The following is a 19,174-nucleotide window of genomic DNA, read 5'->3' as shown; positions in this document are numbered from 1 at the left end:
TTTGGGGCGGCGCTCAGGCGGGCACGGGCATTGGCATGGGCGGGGAGCCGACCGGCAGCACGTCGGCCGACATCACGTTGAGAAAACGGGCGGTCTCGCGATGGCGCGGGTGCTGCAGCACCTCGAGCGCCGGACCGCTCTCGACGATGCGGCCGCCGGAAAGAAAGACCACGCGGTCGGCCACCTCGGCGGCAAAGCGCAGCTGGTGGGTGGAGATGACCATGGTCAATCCTTCCTCGACCGCAAGGCGGCGGATCACCTCCAGCACCTCGTTGACCAGTTCGGGATCGAGTGCCGAGGTGGGCTCGTCCAGCAGCAGCACGCTGGGTCCGGGCGCCAGTGCGCGGGCAATGGCCACGCGCTGCTGCTGCCCGCCCGACAGGTGGCGCGGCAGCGCGTCGACGCGGTGGGCGAGGCCCACGCGCGCCAGCAGTTCGCGCGCGCGCCGATCGGCGTCCTCGGCCGTCCAGCCATGCACCCAGCGCAGCGGGCCGGCCACGTTCTCGCGCGCCGTGAGATGGGCGAACAGGTTGAACTGCTGGAACAGCATGCCCACGCCCAGCCGCCCGCGCTCGCGCGCCAGGTCGCTCGGGTTCATGAGCTGGCCGTCGGGGCGAAAGCCGAGCCGGTGGCCGCCGACGTGGATCTGTCCGGCGTCCCAGCTTTCGAGATGGTTGATGCAGCGCAGGAGCGTGCTCTTGCCCGAGCCGCTCGGGCCGAGCAGGGCCACGACCTCGCCGGCCTGCACCGTGAGGCTCAGGTCCCTGAGCACGGGTTGCTGCCCATAGGCCTTGGACACGCCGCCGATGCGCAAGGCGACCGGTGCGGCGGCCAGCCGCGCAGCGCGCGCGGCGCGTTCGGGAGCGGGCATCCCGGAGGCCGGCGTCGTGACCGGTGCCGCATTGTCGGAAGCGGCCGCGTGCATGTCCGGCGCAGCAGCTTCTTGTGCACGCACGGGGGCCGCGGCGCGCTGCCACGGCAGCCACCGCGCCAGCCCGCGCGGCGCGGCCGGGCGGTCGAGGTCGAAGCGCGCTTCGAGCGCCAGCTGCACGAGGCTGATCGCACCGGTCAGCACCAGGTAGATCAGCCCGGAGGCGAAGAAGACGGAAAAGAAATCGAAGGTCGACGAGGCCAGCTGCGAACTGCGCAGCGTGAGTTCCTGCACCGCGATCACCGAGGCGAGCGAGGAGTTCTTCAGCGTGCTCACCGCCTCGTTGCCCATCGCGGGAATCATCGAGCGCAGGGCCTGTGGCGCGACGATGCGGCGCATCAGCACGCGCGGCGTCATGCCCAGCGCCTGGCCGGCCACCACCTGGCCGCGCTCCACGCCGACCACGCCCGAGCGGAACATCTCTGCAATGAACGTGGCCTCGTTGAACGCCAGCGCCACGCCCGCGGCCAGCAGGCCGGGCAGCACGATGCCGACATGCGGCAGCGCGTTGTAGACGAAGATCATCTGCAGCGCCAGCGGCGTGCCGCGGAAGATCACCGCATAGCCGCGGGCGAAGGCCGCCAGCGGCTTGAAGCGGCTCAGCTGCATGGCCGCGAGCAGCAGCCCCACCACCATCCCGCCCGCCAATCCGATGCCCGTGGCTGCCAGCGTGAAGACGATGCCCTGGATCAGGTAGGGCATGGAGAGGTAATGGAGGAACAGGTCCATGTCAGTTGCGCCCCGCCTGGCGGGGCAGCGGACGAAGTGCGCGTGGGGGCTTCATGTCACTTGGCCACGAGCAGGCGCGGCGCCTCGAGGTTCTCGACCGGCAGGCCGTTCTTCTTGAGCAGCTCGGCCTGGATCCCGGCCTTCTGGATCGCCACCAGCGCGGCCATCACGGCGTCCCGGAAGTCCGTCTTGCCCTTGGGCACGGCGATACCCACCGAGTAGGGCAGCGTGACCGCGGCCGCCTTCTCCAGCTTGTCGGGATAGGCCTTGACGGCACTGTCGACGGTGTTGACGTCGTTGATGTAGGTGTCGGCGCGGCCGGCGAGGATGGCCTGGATGCAGTTCTGGTTGTTGTCGTAGAGCTGGATCTCGGGCTCGGGCTTGCCCACCGCCTTGCACTGCGGCGCAAGCGCCTGGATCAGCGGCACCTCGACATAGCCCGTGTTCTCGGCCGCCACGGTGCCGCACAGCGACGGGTTGATGCCGGTGATCTTCTTCGGGTTGCCCTTGGCCACCAGCACGCCGTCGAACACCTTCGAGTAGGTGATGAAGTCGGCCGCCTTGGCGCGCTCCTCGGTGGCGTAGATGTCGGAGATGACGATGTCCGCCTGCCCCGCCTGCAGCGTGGTCAGCAGCGCCGCAAAGGTCACGGGCTTGTAGGTCAGCGTGAAGCCCAGGCAGCCGCCGATGGTCTCGCCCAGGTCGATGTCGAAGCCGATGTACTTGTTCGGATCCTTGGGGTCGATGGTTTCGTAGCCGGGCGTGTGCGGGTTGATCGCGTTGACCAGCGCCTTGCCCTTGAACTGCGGGTACTTGGCTTGCAGCGCGGCGCATTCGGCGGGCGCCTTGAAAGCCTCGGCATGCGCCGGCGCGGCGGCCAGCGCAAGGGCCGAGAGGCCGATCGCCGCGACGGCCGCGCCGCGCAGGCGGGCCCGCAAGAAAGCGCGAAGCCGGACGCAGCGTCCGGCCGGGAGGGGAAGGTGTGGCATGGTCCGAGGCTCCTGTGGAGACGGCGCAAGCCGGCTGGCACCACGCCAGCCTGCTGCACCGCACCATCCGAGCGTAGGAGCTGCGCCGCCGCGGCACTTGTCCATGGGCGCACGACTGCTTGTGCGCGCCCCGGGCGCGAGGGTCCTATCATCTTCGGCAGCGGCGTCCTCGGTTTCGTCTCCACGGCAGGAACGAACGCGGCGCTGGAAATCGGGAGACTCCATTGCACAAACGACTCTTCATGCTGGCCGCTTGCGCGCTGCTCGGCCTGGCGCTGCCGCATGCCGCAGGTGCGGCCACCTCGGCGCCCAAGGCCACGGCCTGCCCCGCGCCCGTTCCGGAGGACGCACGCTGCTACACGGGCGAAGACGGCCGCGGCGCGTTCTACTGGATCGCAATGCCCAAAGACTGGAACCGCGGCGTGCTCGTGATGCATGCCCACGGCGGCCCCGAGACCGGGCCGCCCACGCTGGCGCGCAGCCAGGAAGACCTCAAGCGCTGGGCCATCACCGTGAAGGCCGGCCATGCGTGGGCCGGCTCCACCTACCGCCGCGGCGGCTACGGCGTGACGATGGCGGCCGAGGACACCGAGCGGCTGCGCCAGATCGTCGTGCGCCATTTCGGCCAGCCCCGCCGCACGCTGCTGCATGGCCAGAGCTACGGCGCCGGGGTGGCGGCCAAGGCGGCCGAGCTCTATGCGCCCGCAGGCGGCGCGAAGTCGCCGTACGACGGCCTCCTGCTCACGAGCGGCGTGCTCGGCGGCGGCAACAGCGCGTACGACTTCCGGCTCGACCTGCGCGTGGTCTACCAGCACGTGTGCCGCAACCATCCGCGCCCGGACGAGCCGCAGTACCCGCTGTGGATGGGCCTGCCCACCGGCTCGAAGCTGACGCGCGCCGAGCTCGCCGCGCGCGTCGGGGAATGCACCGGGCTCGGCACGCCCGCAGCACAGCGCACGCCCGAACAGGCCGCGCGGCTCGCGGCCATTCTCTCAGTGGTGAAGATCCAGGAGCGCTCGCTGATCGGCCATCTGAACTGGGCGACCTGGCTGTTCCAGGACCTGGTGCAGGAACGCCTGGGCGGCCGCAATCCGTTCGGCAACATCGGCGTGGTCTACCAGGGCTCGGCCGACGATGCGGCGCTCAATGCGGGCGTGCTGCGCTATGCCGCCGATCCGCAGGCCAAGGGCGCGCTGGCGGCGGACAGCCAGCCGACCGGACGCACCGCGCTGCCCACGCTGAGCCTGCACGCCATCGACGACCCGACCGCATTCGTCGAACTCGAGAGTGCCTACCGCCGCATCCGCGATGCGGCCGGCACCGGTGGGCAGCTGGTGCAGAGCTTCAGTGCGGAGCGCGAGCACAGCTACCTGAGCGACTCGGAATACCCCGCGCTCTTCGACGCGCTGCTCGACTGGATCGACAAAGGCGAGAAGCCCACGCCCCAAGGTCTTGCGCAGCGCTGCGCATCGCTGGCGCCGCGCTACGACATCGACGGCAAGAACGGCTGCCACATTCGCCCCGATTGGCTGCCGCCCGCGCTGGAGAGCCGCGTGCCGGCGCGCGCCCCCTGACCTTCCCGTTTGCCGGCGCAGAGGACGGCACCGGAGATCCGTGCCGGCGGCCTACTTCGATTGCACCGCGGGGTGCGTGGGCATGCCGTCCTTCGACGTCGGATCCGGATTCGTGCCGGCGCGCGTGGCACTGCTTCCCGCGCCTTGCTTGGCATCGTCCGACGAGGGCGAGTTCTTGAGGATCGGGTTCTGCTCGCGCGCGGCCTCCGGCGTGGCGGCACTGGTGCCGCCGGCCGGATGCGTGGGAGGGGTGGTCGGGCTCGGCGTGGATGTGGCGTCGCTGCCACCGGTCGCCGGGTGTGTGGGGGGCGCTCCCGTCGTTCCGGTCTGCGCCGCCGCGCCGAAGAATGCGAGCGCAAGGCACGTTGCGCCCAGTGCTCTGCCGGTCATGGACATCGTGCATCTCCTTGAAGCCAACAACGTCCCGATTTGGCGCTCGACGCCGGGACGCGCCGTGCGCGATGGACCTCGGTTGCTGTCGGAGGGTGCCTACAGGGGGCCGCGTCAGTCCCCTTTGCCAAGGTAGAACCGCATCGAGAGCCGTTGCACCCAGTTGCCGTACGGGGGGTAGAACAGGCCGACCGGGAACCATCGCCTGCGCTTGAACACGGACTTCGCGTGCGAGAGTTCGCGAAAGCCCTCTTCCGCATGGTAGGTGCCCATGCCCGAATTGCCGCTGCCGCCGAAGGGCAGGTCGTGCTGGAACACATGCCAGCCCCAGTCGTTGAGCGTGACGCCGCCGGCATGGGTTTCCCGCAGCACGCGCTGCTGGTCGCCGCGGCCCAGGCCGAAGGCATAGAGCGACAACGGCCGCTCGCCGCGCCGCACCAGCGCGAGCGCATCGTCCAGGCTGTCGTATTCGAGCACCGGCAGGATGGGGCCGAAGATCTCTTCCTGCATCAACTGCATGTGCTCGTCGACGCCGGTCACGACGGTCAGCGCCATCTGCCGGCCGGCGCCCACCACGTCGCCGCACGTCAGCAGCGTGGCGCCCCTGGAGCGGGCGTCGTCGAGCAGCTGGCGCAGCCGCGCCGCGTGGCGCTCGGTGACGATGCTGGTGTATTCGGCGTTGCCGCGAATGCGCGGGTACAGCTTGCCGAACGCATCGCGCACGGCGGCGGCAAACTCGGCCGACTTGCCGCGCGGCACCAGCGCGTAGTCGGGCGCCACGCAGATCTGCCCCGCGTTGAAGGCCTTGCCGTGGGCGATGCGCAGCGCCGCGTCGCGCAGGTCGGCATCGGGGCCGACGATGGCGGGCGACTTTCCTCCGAGCTCGAGCGTGACCGGCGTCAGATTGGCGGCCGCCGCCCGCATGACCTCGCGGCCGATTCTCGGCGAGCCGGTGAAGACGAGGTGATTGAACGGCAGCGCATTGAAGGCCTGCGCCGCATCGATCGCGCCGCCCACCACGGCCACCTCGTCTTCGGCAAAGCATTCACCGAGCATGGTGCGCAGCAGCGCGGTGGTGCGCGGCGAGAACTCCGAGGTCTTGATCATCGCGCGGTTGCCCGCGGCCAAGGCCGCGATCAGAGGCCCGAGGGTCAGGTACAACGGGAAGTTCCAGGTGCCGATGATGCCCACCACGCCCTTGGGCTGGTATTCGATCCAGGCACTGTTGGTGAGAAACAGCAGTTCGGTGCTGCGCCGGCGCGGCTTCATCCATTGGCGCATGTGCGACAAGGCATGCCGGGCCTCGAGAATCGGCCCCATCACCTCGACCAGCTTGGTCTCGGCACCGGCGCGCACGCCGAAGTCCGCGTTCACCGCCGCGACGATGTCGTTCTGGTGGCGGCGCAGCATGTCGATCAGCCGGCGCAGCTTGGCCCTGCGCGCCGCGAGTTCGGGAAATGGAGCGGCCTCGAACGCCGTGCGCTGCCTGTCGAACACCCACTGCATGCGCTGGATCTCCGCCGCATCGCCTGCGTGGGGAATCATGGACACGGGCACGGCATTCATGGCCGGGGCTCCGCCGCGGGGACGTGCTGCATCGCGTCGCCGTGGGGCTTCGCCTCTTCGTAGGCCCGGCCGCCGGGCACCAGGGCCGAGTGCGCCCGGCGCGAATGGACCAGGGGATAGAACATTTCCACGAACCAGCGCTCCTTGCCAAAAAGCAGATCATCCTGCAGACCGACCTTGGGCGGGTAGCGCCGGGTGATCTTGGCCGTGCCGAAGAGCAGATCCCAGATGAACAGGAGGTTGCCGAAATTGCCCTTGTAGTGCCCGATCCCGTCGTCGTTGGTGAGTGCATGGTGCGCCCAGTGCGTGGCGGGCGTGACCACCGTGCGCTCCAGCACCCAGGCGAGCGGGTGCAGCCACTTCACGCGGTACAGCGGCGCGTCCCACGGCACCGCGCTGTGCGCGCCGAGGATCACCGCGAGCTTGATCACGATGTAGACCAGGTAGGCATTGCCCAGGCCCAGGTAGATCAGCACGCCCGAGGCCCACAGCCCCGGCATCATGAGGTAGTAGAAGAAGTTGTTGCGGTAGGTGATGCGGATGCTCATGTAGTGCGCCGTGTGGTGTGCCCGATGCAAGGGCCACAGCAGCGGCGAGTGCGAGGCACGGTGCCACCAGTACTGCGTCATGTCGTCGGCCACCAGCAGGATGGCGCCCATGGCCCACCACGGCAGCCAGGCCCAGGCGTCGCGCTGCGCCGGCATCGCCACGGCAGCCAGCTTGGCCGTCACCGCGAAGATGAAGGGCTGCGAGACCGCCAGCAGTGCAAGGAACATGAACAGTTCCAGCTTGGTGTCGTCCGCCGTGGCGTGAAAGTGTTCGTGCTTGCGGGAGCGAATCTCCAGCACCGCAAAAAAGAGAATGATCGCGACCAGCACGACGTTCTGAACGAGGTTCACCAGGTTGTCTCCTTGGTTGGAATGGCGGCCCGGTTCCTCTGCGTGAACACCGATGGCCTGCGGTGCAATTCTTCTGGTGAACACCGATTGAGTCCAATGCATATTGAACCCAGAATCGATGCAATGGATGCAATCACTCCGAAGGAGCGGCCCTGATGGACCTCAAGCGCTGGACCCATGTCGTCGCCCTTGCCGACCGGCGAAGCTTCATCCGCGCGGCCGAGCAGGTGCACCTGAGCCAGCCGGCCCTCACCCGCAGCATCCAGGCGGCGGAAGCGGAACTGGGCCTCAGGCTGTTCGACCGCGGAACCAGCGAGGTGGTCGCCACGCCCGCCGGTGAATTCGTCATTGCGCGTGCCCGGCAGCTCGTCTTCAACAGCCGTTGCCTGCAACGCGATGTCGAGCTCTACCGCAGCCGCAGCCTGGGCGACACGGCCTTCGGCGTCGGCCCGTTCCCGGCAGCGACCTTCCTGTCGCAGCTGATGGCGGACATGCGGCGCGAATTCCCGGGCATCAACCTGCGCGTGGAGATCAGCAACTGGCAGCTGCTGCTCAAGCGCCTGCGCGAGGAGGACATCGAGTTTTTCGTCGCCGACACGCGGGACCTGCCGCCGGACCCGAACCTGCATGTGCGCGCCCTGCGCCGCGAGCCCGGCGGCTTCTACGTGCGCCACGGCCACCCGCTTCTGAAGCCGCGAAAACCCGTCACGCTGCAGCAACTCTGGTCGCATGGCGTTCTTTCGGTGCGGCTGCCGGCCGGCGTCAGGGCCGTGGTCTCGCGCCTGCTCGGCCTCCCCTCGCCGGACGCGCTCGCCGTCGCGCTCGAGTGCGACGACGTGGAGGTGCTGAAGGCGGTAGCGCTCGCGTGCGATTCGGTTCTTGCCGCGCCGCATGCCGCGGTGGCGCACGAGGTCGCGTCAGGCCGCCTTCACGCGCTGGAAGTCACGGACCTTCCGGAGCAATCCTCGGCCATGGGCGTCGTGACGGTGCGGGGCCGAACCCCTTCGCCGATGGCCGAGCTCATCATCGGCCGGTTGCCCAGCGGCGGCTGACCGGCGCCGTTCAACCCGGAATCTCGGGCTCGACCAACTGGGCCAGCGCCACCAGGGATTCCTGCCAGCCCAGGTAGCACATCTCCGCAGGGATCACGTCGGGAATGCCTTCCTGCACGACCGACATCTCGGTGCCGCACGACACCGCGGTCAGCGTCACCGTGGTCTTCATGGTGCCGGGCAGGTTGGGGTCGTCGAAGCTTGCGTCGTAGGCGATGCGCTGGCCCGGCACGAGTTCGAGGTACTTGCCGCCGAAAGAATGGCTATGGCCGCTTGCGAACGCCGTGAAGGACATGCGCCAGGCACCGCCGACCACGGGATCCATGCCGTGGACCTTGCCCGTGAACCCGAAAGGCGGCAGCCAGCGCTCGAACGCGCCGGGTTCGACGAAGGCACGGTAGACCCGCTCCGGCGGTGCGCGCAGCACTCGGTGAAGACGGACGGTGTTGGTGGTGACCATGGTGATTTCTCCTGAAGTGCAGAGGACGACCCTCTACCGACACGACGAACGAGCCCGCGGACAGTCGACACGGGACGATCGTTCATTTTGCAGCAGCCCAGGGGCCGCGGCCACGGCGCATCCGGGTCCACTCACCGCGTGCCTACCTGGCCAGCAGCGACGCAATCGCCGGCCCGGCCTGGGCGACCGTGGCACCCAGTGCGTCGGCATGGCCACCGGGACTGTTCAACTCGACATACTCTGCCGGGGTGCCTTGCGCCTTGAGGGTCTCGGCTGCGCGTTTCGACAAGTGCGGCGGAAAGATCTGATCCGAGCTGATACCCACGAACAGCGACCTGGCCTTGATGCGGTCTGGTTTGGCGCTGGGCAACTGCAAGGCCTTCAGCGTGTACAGCCAGCTGTTGGCGTCCATGCCCCTGGCACGCGCTTCGCCGATCTTCTCGAGGGTGGCATCGACCGCGAATTGATTCGCCGCCGCGTCGCCGGGGTTCTTGCCAGGGTCGGCCCACTTCTGTCCGAAAGCTTTGTCGGCCCAGGCGAAGCTGAGCGCGTCGAGCGTGACCTGCCGCATGGCCTGCGTCATGCCCGCCAGCGGCTCGGCCTTGCCGTGGTAGTCGCCATTGGCCCAGTTCGGGTCCAGCCTCACGGCCGCACCCCACGAGCTCATCTTGGCGATGGCGTAGGCCGGGCTGTCGACGCCAGGTCCCACGATGGACACCAGGCGCTGCACGCGGTCCGGGTAGGCCGAGGCCCATTCCACCGACATCCAGGCGCCAGCCGAAGCACCAGCCACCGCGTAGAGGGTTCGAACGCCCAACGAATCGAGCAGCGCCTTCTGCACCTCCACCGTGTCCCGCGCGGCCAGCACCGGGAAGCGCATGCCATACGGCTTGCCGGTGGCGGCATCGATGCTGGCGGGGCCGGTGCTGACAACGGTCGCCGATGCGCGATTGGGGTTGGCCAACGCGTCGGTCGCGATGACGAAGAACCGCTCGGTATCGATCGGCAGGCCGGCGCCGATGATCGTGTCCCAGTAGCCCGGCGCGGCGTCGCTTGCCGCATACCGGCCGGCAGCGTGCGAGGTGCCGGTGATGAAGTGGTTGATGAGGATCACGTTGTCCCGCGCAGCATTCAGGCGGCCATAGGTTTCATAGCCGATGCGCACGCCCTTGATGGGCTGGCCGTTGACGGTCGTGTAGGCGGGCAGGTTGAACACCTGCTTTTCCACGATGCCGTCGAAGGCCTGTGCGTTCGTCGTGACGACGGCTGCGCAGACGGCGGCCACGGCGCAAAGCAGCGCATTTGAAAGAGAGGATCGTTGCATGGAGACTCCAGTGGTGAGGTCCGCACTTTCGGCGGTCGTCGCCAGGCGCGCATCCGGTTTGGCGCCCAAACGCCCGGCCGAGGGCGCGAGCAGTCGCCAGGCGGTATCGAGCGGTCGCCGTTCGGTCGCCCCAACCGACGGCTCGAGGACAAATCCGCGCCACGGGCCCTCCAATCAGTAGCGGCATGGCGCACCTACCTTTACAGTTCCGCGATGCAACCCGCTTGTGCCAGTGATCAGCGTTGATTCCTCCATTCCGGCCCGCTGGCTGGGCGCGGCGCGGCTGACGGCCGGGTCGTTCCTGCTGTGCGCCATCGCGGCCGTGTTGCTCTTCTGGGCTGCTCCTGCGCTCGGGACGCTGTCTCGCCTGTTCGTCTTCATCGAATGTGTCGGCATGGTGTTCATCGCGTGCGTCGCGGTGCTTGGCCGCTCGAGACGGCTGATGCGAATGCAGGCCCTGCCCCGCTGGCTTCTCACCGGCGCGATCGCCATCCCAGCGGGATATTTCGGGGGGCACATGGTCGCGCTCCTGATCCTGGACGAACCGGTCGGCGGCGTCGTGGGTCATGGAACCGACTACATGGTGGCGTTCGCATTCGGCCTGGTGCTGGCAGCGTTCGTCCTCTACGTCGCTGCGACGCGTGACCAGCTCGCCAAAGAGGCCGTTGCGCGATCCGATGCCCAGCGCCTCGCCACCGAATCGGAATTGCGGCTGCTGCGCGCGCAACTCGAGCCGCACATGCTGTTCAACACGCTGGCGAACCTGCGCTCGCTCGTCGACGAGGACCCGCGACAGGCCGAGCGCATGATCGACCAGCTGATCGTCTACCTGCGCAGCACGCATGCAGCGTCGCGCGACGAAGCGACAACGCTGAAGTCGGAGTTCTCGCAGTTGAGGGCGTACCTCGACATCATGTCCTTGCGCATGGGGCCCAGGCTGGCCTACCGGCTCGACTTGCCCGCCGAACTGGAGCGCATCGCCATCCCGCCGATGCTGTTGCAGCCGCTGGTCGAGAATGCCATCAAGCACGGCCTGGAACCGAAGCTGGGTGCAGGAAGCATCGAAGTGCTGGCGCGGTCGATCGAGGGGCGCATCGAAGTCTCGATAGACGATACCGGCCTGGGCTTGTCGCCGCACCCGCCCGCTTGGCGTGGCGATGATGCCGGCACTGTTTGCGGCTCCGGCCTGGAGAACGTGCGCGACCGCCTCCAGGCCCTCTATGGCTTGCGTGCGTCCCTGACCCTGCAAGCTCGATCGCCGTGCGGCGTTCGCGCGGTCGTGAGGATCCCATCATGAACGCGTGGCGCGCCGTGATTGCCGAAGACGAACCGGTGCTGTCGAGAACACTGCAGCGGTTGTTGCTCCAGGCCTGGCCCGAGCTGACGATCGCGGGCGTCGCCGAAGATGGCCTGAGGGCGCTCGAACTGGCCCAGACCCTGGCCCCTGACGTGATGTTCCTGGACATCAAGATGCCCGGCAAGACGGGCCTGGAAGTGGCCGAGGCCGTCGCCGACGAGTGGCCCGACGACCGGGCTGAACCGCTCTTCGTCTTCATCACCGCGTACGACAATTTCGCGATCTCGGCGTTCGAGCATGCGGCGATGGACTACATGCTCAAGCCGGCCACGCCCGAACGCTTGCAGGTCTGCGTGCAACGCCTGAAGCAAAGGCTGCACGAGCGCGCCCTGACACCGGCTGCCGGCGGCATGGCGGCCCTGATGCAGCGCGTTCAGTCGATCACCGATGCGCCCGACGCTCCCGAGAAGATCAAGGTGATCCGCGCTGGCGTAGGCAACACCGTGCGGATGATCCCGGTCACGGAGGTGATCTGCCTAGAAGCCGCCGAGAAGTACGTCAATGTCGTCACGGCCCAAGGCGAGGCGCTCGTGCGCATGAGCCTGCGCGACCTGGTGTCGCGGATCGACGCGGCCGACTTCACGCAGGTGCATCGCGGCGTGCTCGTCAACACCCACTGCATCGTGAGCGCCACCCGCGAAGAGAACGGGAGCTACAGCCTGTCGGTGCGGGGCCTCCAGCGATCGCTCAAGGTCAGCCGTGCGTTCGGGCACCTGTTCCGGGCCATGTAGCGCGAATTGCGATGCGTGGCGTGGGCGGCGATGCCTCTGGGACTTACGCTGCCCCGCCTTGCGCGGCAGGCTGCAAGTCATGCTTGCCCAGTGAATGGCACAGGGCGTAGATGTCGTGTGTCATGGCCGCAAGGGCGCCTGCAGCCTGGAGACGCTGCGGCGACAGGTCGTTGGCCAGGGCGTTTTGCAGGGCCTGCGTCTCATAGGAAGCCAGCAAGACAATCCAGTCGGCGGCGGCATCCCCGCCGCGGATTTTTTGCTCTTGCGTCATGGCTGCCTCCGGCGTGCGGGTTTGCAGCAGGTGCGCCCCGACGATGCCTCTGCTTTCTGCCTGGCGCGCCAGCAGCTTTTCAAGCCAGGCCAGCAAAGGCCCTGCCTGGCCAGCCGCAGGGGACAGCCGAATCGTCAGCACCGCCTGGCCCAGTCCGGCGCCGAAACTGCTGAGCAGCTTGCACTGGCTGCGAACCATGTGCAGGTGGTGCGGCATCATCTTCGTCGACCATGGCGACGGGTTGTTCAGGCTCTGCAGGTAGCCCGGAGAGGTCAGGGTTTCATACGATGCCAGCTCGTACAGCACAAAAAAACCCGTTCCGCCGTCGATGTTCGACCAGCGTGAGCCGCGCAGGAAGCCTTCGATGCCCATGCGTTCCGGAAAGTGTTCGCGGGAGTGCCACTCCTGGAACTCCTCGCGCTGCGGGGGCAGGATGTCCCACCACATCGCGACTGCAGCATTGCCTGGAAGTGCCATGTCGAACCTCAGTAGAACCAGCCTGCCGGAACCGTGACCAGCTTGGGGAAAACCACCATCAGGAACATCACCGCAAACTCGGCGATCATGAAAGGGATGACACCCTTGGTGACATCGTCCATGCTGATCTTGCCCACACCCGCCACCACATTGAGCACCGTGCCCACCGGCGGCGTCACGAGCCCGATCGAGTTGTTGATGATGAACAGCACGCCGAAGTAGACCGGATCGATGCCTGCGGCCTTGACGACGGGCATCAACACCGGCGTCAGGATCAGGATGGTGGGCGTCATGTCCATCGCCGTACCGACGGCCATGACCAGCAGCATGATGGCGGCCATCAGCAAGATCGGGCTGTCCATGAAGGGCTTGAGCAGGTCCACCACCATTCGCGGCAGGTTGGCGACGGTGATCAGCCAGGCGCTGACCATGGCCGCGGCGATCAGGAACATCACGACGGCGCTGGTCTTGGCCGAGGCGACGAAAACGCCGTACAGCTGCGGGAGCTTGAGTTCGCGGTAGATCACGGTCGAGACGAAAAGGGCGTAGACCGCAGCCACCACGGCCGCCTCGGTGGGCGTGAACACGCCCATGCGCAGGCCAACCAGGATGATGACCGGCAGGACCAGCGCCCAGGTGGCGTCGCGGAACGCCTTCATGATCTCCGTCGCCGACTTGCGCGGCGGCGGCACGATGTCCTCGCGCCGCACGAGCCAGGCCCAGGTGACCCAGAGCGCGCCGCCGATCAGCAGGCCCGGCACAATGGCCGCGAGGAAGAGCTTGGAGATCGACACGTTGGCCGCCACACCGAAGATCACCAGCCCGATGCTCGGCGGGATCACCGGGCCGATCACGCCCACGGATGCAATCAGGCCGCCCGCGCGCACCTTGTTGTGCCCGGCCTTGACCATCATCGGCAGCAGCAGCGCGGTGAGCGCGGCTGCGTCCGCCACGGCCGAGCCCGACAGTGCCGACAGCAGGCAACCCGCCATGATGGTCACGTAGCCCAGCCCGCCCTTGACGTGGCCGACCAGCGCCAGCGCCAGGTCGACGATGCGGCGCGACAGGCCGCCGACGTTCATGATCTCGCCGGCCAGCATGAAGAACGGCACGGCCAGCAACGGGAAGCTGTCGGCGCCGCCGACCAGGTTCTGCGCCAGGATCTGCGCGTCGAACAGTTGCAGGTGCCACATCAGCGCGACACCGCTGGCCAGCAGCGCAAACGCGATGGGAATGCCCAGGGCCATGGCGGCAAGCAGCGAGCCGATGAAAATGAAGATGGTCATGGCCGTGCTCCCGCGGAGGTCTCCGGCTGGCGCGCATCGTCGAGCACCTGCTTGAGCTGCACGGCCTCTTCCGACTCCTGCACCATGACCAGTTCATCGTCCGACAGCTGGCCGGTGATGACCTTCCAAAGATCCAGCAGCAGCAGGCCGCACGCCAGCACGCCGAACACGAGACCCGAGAGGTAGACGATGGACATGGACCAGCCGGTCGTCGGCGCTGTGACGTCCAGGTTGATCTTGACCTGCTCCCAGCTGCCCATGACCAGCAGCACCACGATGAAGATCATCAGCGCGTGGCCGATGATGAGGCAGATCTTCTTGCCGATGACGGGCAGCCGCCCCACCACCATGTCGATGCCGAGGTGGGCGTGCTCACGCAGTGCGACCAGCGCTCCGAGAAAGGTGCCCCAGATGAACAGCCAGCGTGACAGCTCTTCGGACACCGTGATGCCCGAGTTGAAGCCGTAGCGCAACACGACGTTGCCGAACACCAGCACGACCATGATGGCCAGGCCGAGGGCGATGAGGAACTCGATGCCTTTGCAGACCGTGTCGACGAACTTGCCCATGTCAGCTTTTCGCGGCAAGGGGCTGCGCTTCGCGCGCGATGTCGGTCACGACACGAAGGCCCTGCAGGTACGAGCGCGGGCCGAAGCCCTGGATCGTTCCTTTCACGGCCGGCGAGATGATCGAGTGGTGGCGCCAGGTCTCACGTGTCGCCAGGTTGGACATGTGCACCTCAACCACCGGGAAGGGCATGGCCTTGATCGCGTCGTGCAGCGGCACGCCATGCTGCGTGAGGCCGGCGGGGTTGACCAGCGCGCCCTGCGCGGTGTCGATGTGCTGGTGCAGGAAATCGATCAGCGCCCCTTCGTGGTTCGACTGGAGGGTGGCCAGCGTCACGCCCAGCTCCCCGGCCAGTGTTGCCAGCATGGCGTCGATCTGTGCGAGCGTGGTGGTGCCGTAGATGTGTGGTTCCCGGCGGCCGAACAGGTTCAGGTTCGGCCCGTGGAGGACAAGTATCTTCATGGCATTCAGAACTTCGACACCCGTTCCAGCTCGGACTTGAAGAGGGTCACGATGGCCGGGTCGTAGGCTGCGGAGAACTTGGCGTAGACGGGCTGCACTTCAGCTCGCATCTTGGCGAGCTCGGCGGGCGGGACGTCGTTGTAGAGCATGCCCTTGGCCGTGAGTTCGCCGAGGGCCTTGGCCGAGACGTCACGACTGACCACGCGCTGCCAGTTCTGGGCTTCGGTGGCTGCGTCCTGCAGGATCTTTTGCTCCGTCGCCGAGAGCTTGTCCCAGAAGCGCTTGCTGATCTGGACCGGATTGGTCGCATAGACGTGGTTGGTGCCGCTCACATATTTCTGCACTTCATAGAACTTGCTCGAGGCAATCACCGCGAAGGGGTTTTCCTCGCCATCCACAGCCTTGCTTTCGAGCGCGCCGTACAGCTCGGCAAAGGGCATCGGCACCGGGTTGGCCTTGAAGGTCTTGAAGGTTTCCAGGAACACCGGGTTCGGTATCACGCGCAGCTTCAGGCCTTCCAGGTCGGAGCCCTTCATGATGGGGCGCTTGCTGTTGGTGACATTGCGAAAGCCCAGGTCGAAAAAGCCCAGCACGATCACGCCCTTTTCAGGCAGTTTGGCGGCAAGCATCTTGCCCAGGGGGCCGTCGACCAGCGCGTCAGCCTGTTTCGCATTGGCAAAGAGGAACGGAAAGTCGAGCAGGCCGAACTCCTTGACGATGCCGTTCAGCGACGTCGTCGAGGCCACCAGCATTTCCTGCACGCCGCCCTGCAGTGCGGATTGCTGCTGCAACTCGTTGCCGAGCTGGGAGGACGCGAATTCCTGCACCTTGATCTTGCCGCCGCTCTTGGCGGCGACGATCTCTGCGAACTTGCGCACCCCCAGGCTGGTGGGGTGGTCGGGGTTGTTCAGGTGGCCGAACTTGATGGTGCGTTCCTGGATGTCCTGCGCCACGGCGGCAGTCGAGAGGCCCAACAGGGCGGCTGCGGCCAAGGCGAGGGTGCGGCGGGTGAAGCGGATCGACGTCATGGCAGGTCCTTTGTGTCGGATTTGAATACTGAAAAGTGAGCGAACGGGCAGCGCCACTGCGCGCGCCACCATCAAGGCAGGCTGGATCATGAATCATGTTGGAAAGTCTTTCCAATATGGAAAACCATTACCATTTTCCGATTGCCCTGGCCGCAAAGCGTCGGCCAAATACCACCATGCCCTTGCCTGAAACCGTCATTTCCCCATGAGCATGCTTCTCGAACGAAGCTTCAAGACGCTCGAGCAGCTGGCCGCGCACCCCGAGGGGCAAACCGTCTCCATGATTGCCGCCACGCTCGACATGCCGCTCAGCGCGACCCACCGGCTGCTGGCCGAGCTGTGCCGCTGCGGTTATGTGCGGCAGGTGCGTGAGCAGGGCGAATACGTTCTGACCATCAAGCTCGTATCGCTGGGCCTGGGTTATTTGAGCGCGTCGGGCGTGGTCGATGTGGCTCAGCCGCTGCTCGACAGCCTGGCCGAGGAATCGGGCGAGCTGGTGCGCCTGGCCGTGGTCGACGGTGACGACCTCGCCTTTGTCGCCAAGGCCCAGGGCGCACGCCGCGGCCTGCGTTATGACCCTGACATGGGCCTGTCGGTGCCACTCTCGTGCAGCTCCGCCGGTCACGCCTGGCTGTCGACCATGAGCGACGAAGAAGGCATGCGCCTCGTTGCCAGGCAGGGCTTCGGTTTACCCAAGGACTTCGGCCCCAAGGCCCCCACCACCGTCAAGGCGCTGCTGGCCTATGTGCACGCAACACGCAAGCGCGGCTTCAGCATGATCAGCGAAGTGTTCGCACCGCAGATGACGGCGATGGCCGCACCGGTGATGTCACGCAGGGGCGCGATAGGCGTGGTCACCATCGCCGGCCCATTGGTGCGCCTGACCGAGGCGCGCATGGAGGAGCTGTCGGAAGCTTTGCTGGACGCTGCTGAAAGAATTCGTGCGGCGAGCGGTGCGTCGGCCATGTTCAAGAAGCGGGCCTGACGAGCGCCGGGGGGATCGCGAATGGACATCTGCTCGCGCGAGGGCCAGTGACCGCCGTCCGGAGTCTGCTTTCGGAGGACTTGTGCGGAGCATCGAACGCATTCACCACTTCCTGCGGCTCTGCGTGGACGAACACAGCCTTTCCAACGTCGCGGGTGAGCTGCGAAAGGACTGGCGCGGACGCGGACCTACGCAGTGTCACCAGTCGATGCAGAAGCCATCGCGGCGATCTGCTCGGCCTTCTTCACCACAGGTAAGTCCACAAGCTTCCCGTCGACGGTAGTTGCACCTGGCGCACCCTCACGCACCGCCGCGAGAACCCGCTCAGCCCATGCGCGCTGCTCTGACGAAGGCGCCAGGCATTCGTGCACCGTGGCCACTTGGCCGGGATGAATGCAGAGCTTCCCGCCAAAGCCCAGCCGACGAGCCCGCAGCGTTTCGCTACGAAGCAGTTCTTGGTTCCGAACATCCGCCGTCACTCCGTCGAGTGGACGTCCAATCTGTGCGAGGCGAGACACCATCACCAGCTGGCTGCGCGCGAACAGCAACGCGTCGTCTTCCCCATCCAGTCCGAGATCGACTTGGAAGTCGATCGACCCGAATGCCAGTCTGAGAACACCCGCGCAACGGGCGGTATCAAGCGCTCGGTGCAGACCTTCGGCCGTCTCGATGAGCGGAATGATAGGCAACGCCAACCTGGCCGACAGCTCGGCGAGCCCGCCTGGAATGGCCTCTGCCTTCGGCAACATGACGCCGGCAATGCCCGGAAGGGCCGCAAGTTCCATGTCCTGCGCGAACCATGGCGTGCCAGCGGCATTGCAGCGAATCCAAACCGGCCTGTCGGGATGCAGCCAGCTTGCCACCAGTGCGCGCGCGGTGGTCTTCTTCTCAGGAAGGACGGCATCCTCGAGATCCAAGATGAGGGCATCCGCTGAGCTGCCGAATCCCTTGTCGAAGCGCTCGGGCCGGTCTCCTGGAACGAAAAGAAAGGTGCGCGCGTCGGCGCTGCGAACGGGGCTGGGAGATAGCACGATGAAGGGCCTCTGGTTCCGGGAAGTCGATGCTGCGGCTCATTGCCGCAGCGGCAAACGCGGTTCAGAAGAACCGTCCGTCAGCGTCGTCTGGAATGCCCATGCCGGTCGCGCGGGCCCGTTTGAGCAGGCTCCAGTAGTACCGATACGTTGCGCGGTCGTGCAGTTCGCCTTTGAACTGAATCGGGCCCCAGCTTGCGTCTTGCGCAAGCGCGAGGATCGCAGCAGCATCCTCCATCTCGCCGAACGCCGGCCGCATGGCCGCTACGATAGGTTCAATCTGCGCCGGGTAGATGCTCCACATGCGCTGAAACCCGAACTCGCGGTTGGCTCGCTCAGCGTCGGAGCGAACAACGCCCTCGTCCTTCAGGTTCAGACAGACGTTGTGTGCCGGCACGACACCGGCCGCCGCGGCCGCGGCGACCACCGCGGCTTTTGCGCGCACGAGCAATTGGTGCTGGAACTGGCCAGGACTGCGCAAGGCCGTAGCCGGGATCAGGCCGTGGTGGTCGCTCACGAAATCCATCTGACCGAAGTCCAGGACCTCCACAGCAGGAAGGCGCGCGAGTGCGAAGACATGCTCCAGGGCGCCATGCGTCTCAATGAGGATGTGCACGGGGACGAGGGTGCTTCGCCCCGCTCGCTTTGCGACATCCTGGACGTACGCAATGACCTCAGCGGCCGCATCGACTCGCGTGGTCTTCGGGATGGTCACGTAGGCTACACGGCAGGCCGCCTGGCCCACAACGATGTCCACATCTTGCTTCCAAGAGCGGTGCGTGTGGTCGTGGATGCGGACCCCGAGGCGGTGATGCTTGTTGGCGTCGGACAGCATCACCCGGGCGACCATTTCGGCATGCTCATGCTCCTCGCCAGCCCTGGCCCCGTCCTCGCAGTCACACGTGATATCGAAGATGGTCCCGAGAGACTCCTGCAGGCTCAGTGCCTTCAAGATGAGCTTTTCGCTTCCAGCGAAGTGCTCGCAGCTTGCAAGCGCCGGTGCCAACTTCTCGCCAGCGAAGAGGGCGCGGTCTGGGTGCACAAGAGAAGACATATTGCCCTCCT

Annotated in this window: 19 protein-coding genes; 5 read left to right on the top strand and 14 right to left on the bottom strand. The window is 66.7% G+C overall.

Annotated elements, in window-relative coordinates:
- Window positions 1-13: 13 nt before the first annotated feature.
- Together ABID97_RS26130 and ABID97_RS26125 are read right to left on the bottom strand one after the other, a co-directional pair.
- The gene (locus ABID97_RS26130; protein ID WP_354402061.1) at window positions 14-1,660 is read right to left on the bottom strand and encodes an amino acid ABC transporter permease/ATP-binding protein; all 1,647 of its coding nucleotides are present in this window, start codon (window positions 1,658-1,660) and stop codon (window positions 14-16) included.
- A 56-nt stretch (window positions 1,661-1,716) separates the two neighbouring features.
- The gene (locus ABID97_RS26125) at window positions 1,717-2,649 is read right to left on the bottom strand and encodes an ABC transporter substrate-binding protein (protein WP_354402059.1); all 933 of its coding nucleotides are present in this window, start codon (window positions 2,647-2,649) and stop codon (window positions 1,717-1,719) included.
- Window positions 2,650-2,891: 242 nt separating this feature from the next.
- Between ABID97_RS26125 and ABID97_RS26120 the strand changes: the two genes are divergently transcribed.
- Window positions 2,892-4,223: an alpha/beta hydrolase gene (locus ABID97_RS26120; protein ID WP_354403062.1), complete on the top strand. Its 1,332-nt coding sequence runs from the start codon at window positions 2,892-2,894 to the stop codon at window positions 4,221-4,223.
- A gap of 51 nt (window positions 4,224-4,274) precedes the next feature.
- Here the strand turns inward: ABID97_RS26120 and ABID97_RS26115 are convergent, their stop codons facing one another.
- The 3 genes from ABID97_RS26115 to ABID97_RS26105 form a co-directional block, all read right to left on the bottom strand.
- A complete protein-coding gene (locus ABID97_RS26115) occupies window positions 4,275-4,619 on the bottom strand; it encodes a hypothetical protein (RefSeq protein ID WP_354402057.1) in 345 nt (114 codons plus the stop codon).
- A 108-nt stretch (window positions 4,620-4,727) separates the two neighbouring features.
- Complete coding sequence (locus ABID97_RS26110) at window positions 4,728-6,179, bottom strand: coniferyl aldehyde dehydrogenase (protein ID WP_354402056.1); 1,452 nt, start codon at window positions 6,177-6,179, stop codon at window positions 4,728-4,730.
- Window positions 6,176-7,081, bottom strand: coding sequence for a sterol desaturase family protein (locus tag ABID97_RS26105; RefSeq protein ID WP_354403061.1), 906 nt, complete (start codon window positions 7,079-7,081; stop codon window positions 6,176-6,178). Before ABID97_RS26105 ends, ABID97_RS26110 begins: the two co-directional genes overlap by 4 nt.
- 152 nt (window positions 7,082-7,233) lie before the next feature.
- Between ABID97_RS26105 and ABID97_RS26100 the strand changes: the two genes are divergently transcribed.
- The gene (locus ABID97_RS26100) at window positions 7,234-8,130 is read left to right on the top strand and encodes a LysR family transcriptional regulator (protein WP_354402055.1); all 897 of its coding nucleotides are present in this window, start codon (window positions 7,234-7,236) and stop codon (window positions 8,128-8,130) included.
- A gap of 10 nt (window positions 8,131-8,140) precedes the next feature.
- Here ABID97_RS26100 and ABID97_RS26095 read toward each other — a convergent pair whose 3' ends face one another.
- Together ABID97_RS26095 and ABID97_RS26090 are read right to left on the bottom strand one after the other, a co-directional pair.
- Window positions 8,141-8,590, bottom strand: a complete 450-nt coding sequence (locus tag ABID97_RS26095; RefSeq protein ID WP_354402054.1) for an SRPBCC family protein — start codon at window positions 8,588-8,590, stop codon at window positions 8,141-8,143.
- A gap of 142 nt (window positions 8,591-8,732) precedes the next feature.
- Window positions 8,733-9,914 (bottom strand): alpha/beta fold hydrolase, encoded by a 1,182-nt coding sequence (locus tag ABID97_RS26090; RefSeq protein ID WP_354402053.1) that lies wholly within the window; start codon window positions 9,912-9,914, stop codon window positions 8,733-8,735.
- Window positions 9,915-10,146: 232 nt separating this feature from the next.
- Here ABID97_RS26090 and ABID97_RS26085 point away from each other — a divergent pair, with 232 nt between their 5' ends.
- Window positions 10,147-11,211, top strand: a complete 1,065-nt coding sequence (locus ABID97_RS26085; protein WP_354402052.1) for a sensor histidine kinase — start codon at window positions 10,147-10,149, stop codon at window positions 11,209-11,211.
- Window positions 11,208-12,002, top strand: coding sequence for a LytR/AlgR family response regulator transcription factor (locus ABID97_RS26080; protein WP_354402051.1), 795 nt, complete (start codon window positions 11,208-11,210; stop codon window positions 12,000-12,002). Before ABID97_RS26085 ends, ABID97_RS26080 begins: the two co-directional genes overlap by 4 nt.
- Before the next feature lie 43 nt (window positions 12,003-12,045).
- On the opposite strand, the gene ABID97_RS26075 is transcribed toward ABID97_RS26080, so the two are convergent.
- Genes ABID97_RS26075 through ABID97_RS26055 form a run of 5 tightly spaced genes read right to left on the bottom strand, consistent with a single transcriptional unit; the run spans window position 12,046 to window position 16,093 of the window.
- The gene (locus ABID97_RS26075; RefSeq protein ID WP_354402050.1) at window positions 12,046-12,750 is read right to left on the bottom strand and encodes a hypothetical protein; all 705 of its coding nucleotides are present in this window, start codon (window positions 12,748-12,750) and stop codon (window positions 12,046-12,048) included.
- An 8-nt stretch (window positions 12,751-12,758) separates the two neighbouring features.
- Window positions 12,759-14,036 (bottom strand): TRAP transporter large permease subunit, encoded by a 1,278-nt coding sequence (locus tag ABID97_RS26070; RefSeq protein ID WP_354402049.1) that lies wholly within the window; start codon window positions 14,034-14,036, stop codon window positions 12,759-12,761.
- Window positions 14,033-14,605 carry a TRAP transporter small permease gene (locus tag ABID97_RS26065; protein WP_354403059.1) on the bottom strand — a complete coding sequence of 191 codons (573 nt, stop codon included), beginning with the start codon at window positions 14,603-14,605 and terminating at the stop codon, window positions 14,033-14,035. The genes ABID97_RS26070 and ABID97_RS26065 overlap by 4 nt, the downstream gene beginning before the upstream one ends.
- Before the next feature lies 1 nt (window position 14,606).
- Entirely contained in the window at window positions 14,607-15,065 is a 459-nt protein-coding gene (locus ABID97_RS26060) for a type II 3-dehydroquinate dehydratase (RefSeq protein WP_354402048.1), read from the bottom strand.
- Window positions 15,066-15,070: 5 nt separating this feature from the next.
- A complete protein-coding gene (locus ABID97_RS26055) occupies window positions 15,071-16,093 on the bottom strand; it encodes a TRAP transporter substrate-binding protein (protein ID WP_354402047.1) in 1,023 nt (340 codons plus the stop codon).
- 205 nt (window positions 16,094-16,298) lie between these two features.
- On the opposite strand from ABID97_RS26055, the gene ABID97_RS26050 reads away from it, so the two are divergent.
- Window positions 16,299-17,078, top strand: a complete 780-nt coding sequence (locus ABID97_RS26050; RefSeq protein ID WP_354402045.1) for an IclR family transcriptional regulator — start codon at window positions 16,299-16,301, stop codon at window positions 17,076-17,078.
- Window positions 17,079-17,266: 188 nt separating this feature from the next.
- Here ABID97_RS26050 and ABID97_RS26045 read toward each other — a convergent pair whose 3' ends face one another.
- Window positions 17,267-18,109 (bottom strand): HpcH/HpaI aldolase/citrate lyase family protein, encoded by an 843-nt coding sequence (locus tag ABID97_RS26045; protein WP_354402043.1) that lies wholly within the window; start codon window positions 18,107-18,109, stop codon window positions 17,267-17,269.
- Window positions 18,110-18,173: 64 nt separating this feature from the next.
- Window positions 18,174-19,163 carry an HpcH/HpaI aldolase/citrate lyase family protein gene (locus ABID97_RS26040; RefSeq protein ID WP_354402042.1) on the bottom strand — a complete coding sequence of 330 codons (990 nt, stop codon included), beginning with the start codon at window positions 19,161-19,163 and terminating at the stop codon, window positions 18,174-18,176.
- Between the last annotated feature and the right edge of the window lie 11 nt (window positions 19,164-19,174).

The organism is Variovorax sp. OAS795, assembly GCF_040546685.1.
In the GTDB taxonomy this organism is placed as follows: Bacteria; Pseudomonadota; Gammaproteobacteria; order Burkholderiales; family Burkholderiaceae_C; genus Variovorax.
Note: the sequence above shows the minus strand (reverse complement) of the source record. Positions and strands in the feature narration are given on the sequence as shown.

Excerpts from the sequence above, each read along its gene's own strand:
- ABID97_RS26125 (WP_354402059.1), bottom strand. The coding sequence starts at position 2,649 with ATGCCACACCTTCCCCTCCCGGCCGGACGCTGCGTCCGGCTTCGCGCT.
- ABID97_RS26060 (WP_354402048.1), bottom strand. The coding sequence starts at position 15,065 with ATGAAGATACTTGTCCTCCACGGGCCGAACCTGAACCTGTTCGGCCGC.
- ABID97_RS26130 (WP_354402061.1), bottom strand. The coding sequence starts at position 1,660 with ATGGACCTGTTCCTCCATTACCTCTCCATGCCCTACCTGATCCAGGGC.
- ABID97_RS26095 (WP_354402054.1), bottom strand. The coding sequence starts at position 8,590 with ATGGTCACCACCAACACCGTCCGTCTTCACCGAGTGCTGCGCGCACCG.
- ABID97_RS26115 (WP_354402057.1), bottom strand. The coding sequence starts at position 4,619 with ATGTCCATGACCGGCAGAGCACTGGGCGCAACGTGCCTTGCGCTCGCA.
- ABID97_RS26100 (WP_354402055.1), top strand. The coding sequence starts at position 7,234 with ATGGACCTCAAGCGCTGGACCCATGTCGTCGCCCTTGCCGACCGGCGA.
- ABID97_RS26070 (WP_354402049.1), bottom strand. The coding sequence starts at position 14,036 with ATGACCATCTTCATTTTCATCGGCTCGCTGCTTGCCGCCATGGCCCTG.
- ABID97_RS26090 (WP_354402053.1), bottom strand. The coding sequence starts at position 9,914 with ATGCAACGATCCTCTCTTTCAAATGCGCTGCTTTGCGCCGTGGCCGCC.
- ABID97_RS26050 (WP_354402045.1), top strand. The coding sequence starts at position 16,299 with ATGAGCATGCTTCTCGAACGAAGCTTCAAGACGCTCGAGCAGCTGGCC.
- ABID97_RS26065 (WP_354403059.1), bottom strand. The coding sequence starts at position 14,605 with ATGGGCAAGTTCGTCGACACGGTCTGCAAAGGCATCGAGTTCCTCATC.
- ABID97_RS26080 (WP_354402051.1), top strand. The coding sequence starts at position 11,208 with ATGAACGCGTGGCGCGCCGTGATTGCCGAAGACGAACCGGTGCTGTCG.
- ABID97_RS26120 (WP_354403062.1), top strand. The coding sequence starts at position 2,892 with ATGCTGGCCGCTTGCGCGCTGCTCGGCCTGGCGCTGCCGCATGCCGCA.
- ABID97_RS26055 (WP_354402047.1), bottom strand. The coding sequence starts at position 16,093 with ATGACGTCGATCCGCTTCACCCGCCGCACCCTCGCCTTGGCCGCAGCC.
- ABID97_RS26110 (WP_354402056.1), bottom strand. The coding sequence starts at position 6,179 with ATGAATGCCGTGCCCGTGTCCATGATTCCCCACGCAGGCGATGCGGCG.
- ABID97_RS26075 (WP_354402050.1), bottom strand. The coding sequence starts at position 12,750 with ATGGCACTTCCAGGCAATGCTGCAGTCGCGATGTGGTGGGACATCCTG.
- ABID97_RS26040 (WP_354402042.1), bottom strand. The coding sequence starts at position 19,163 with ATGTCTTCTCTTGTGCACCCAGACCGCGCCCTCTTCGCTGGCGAGAAG.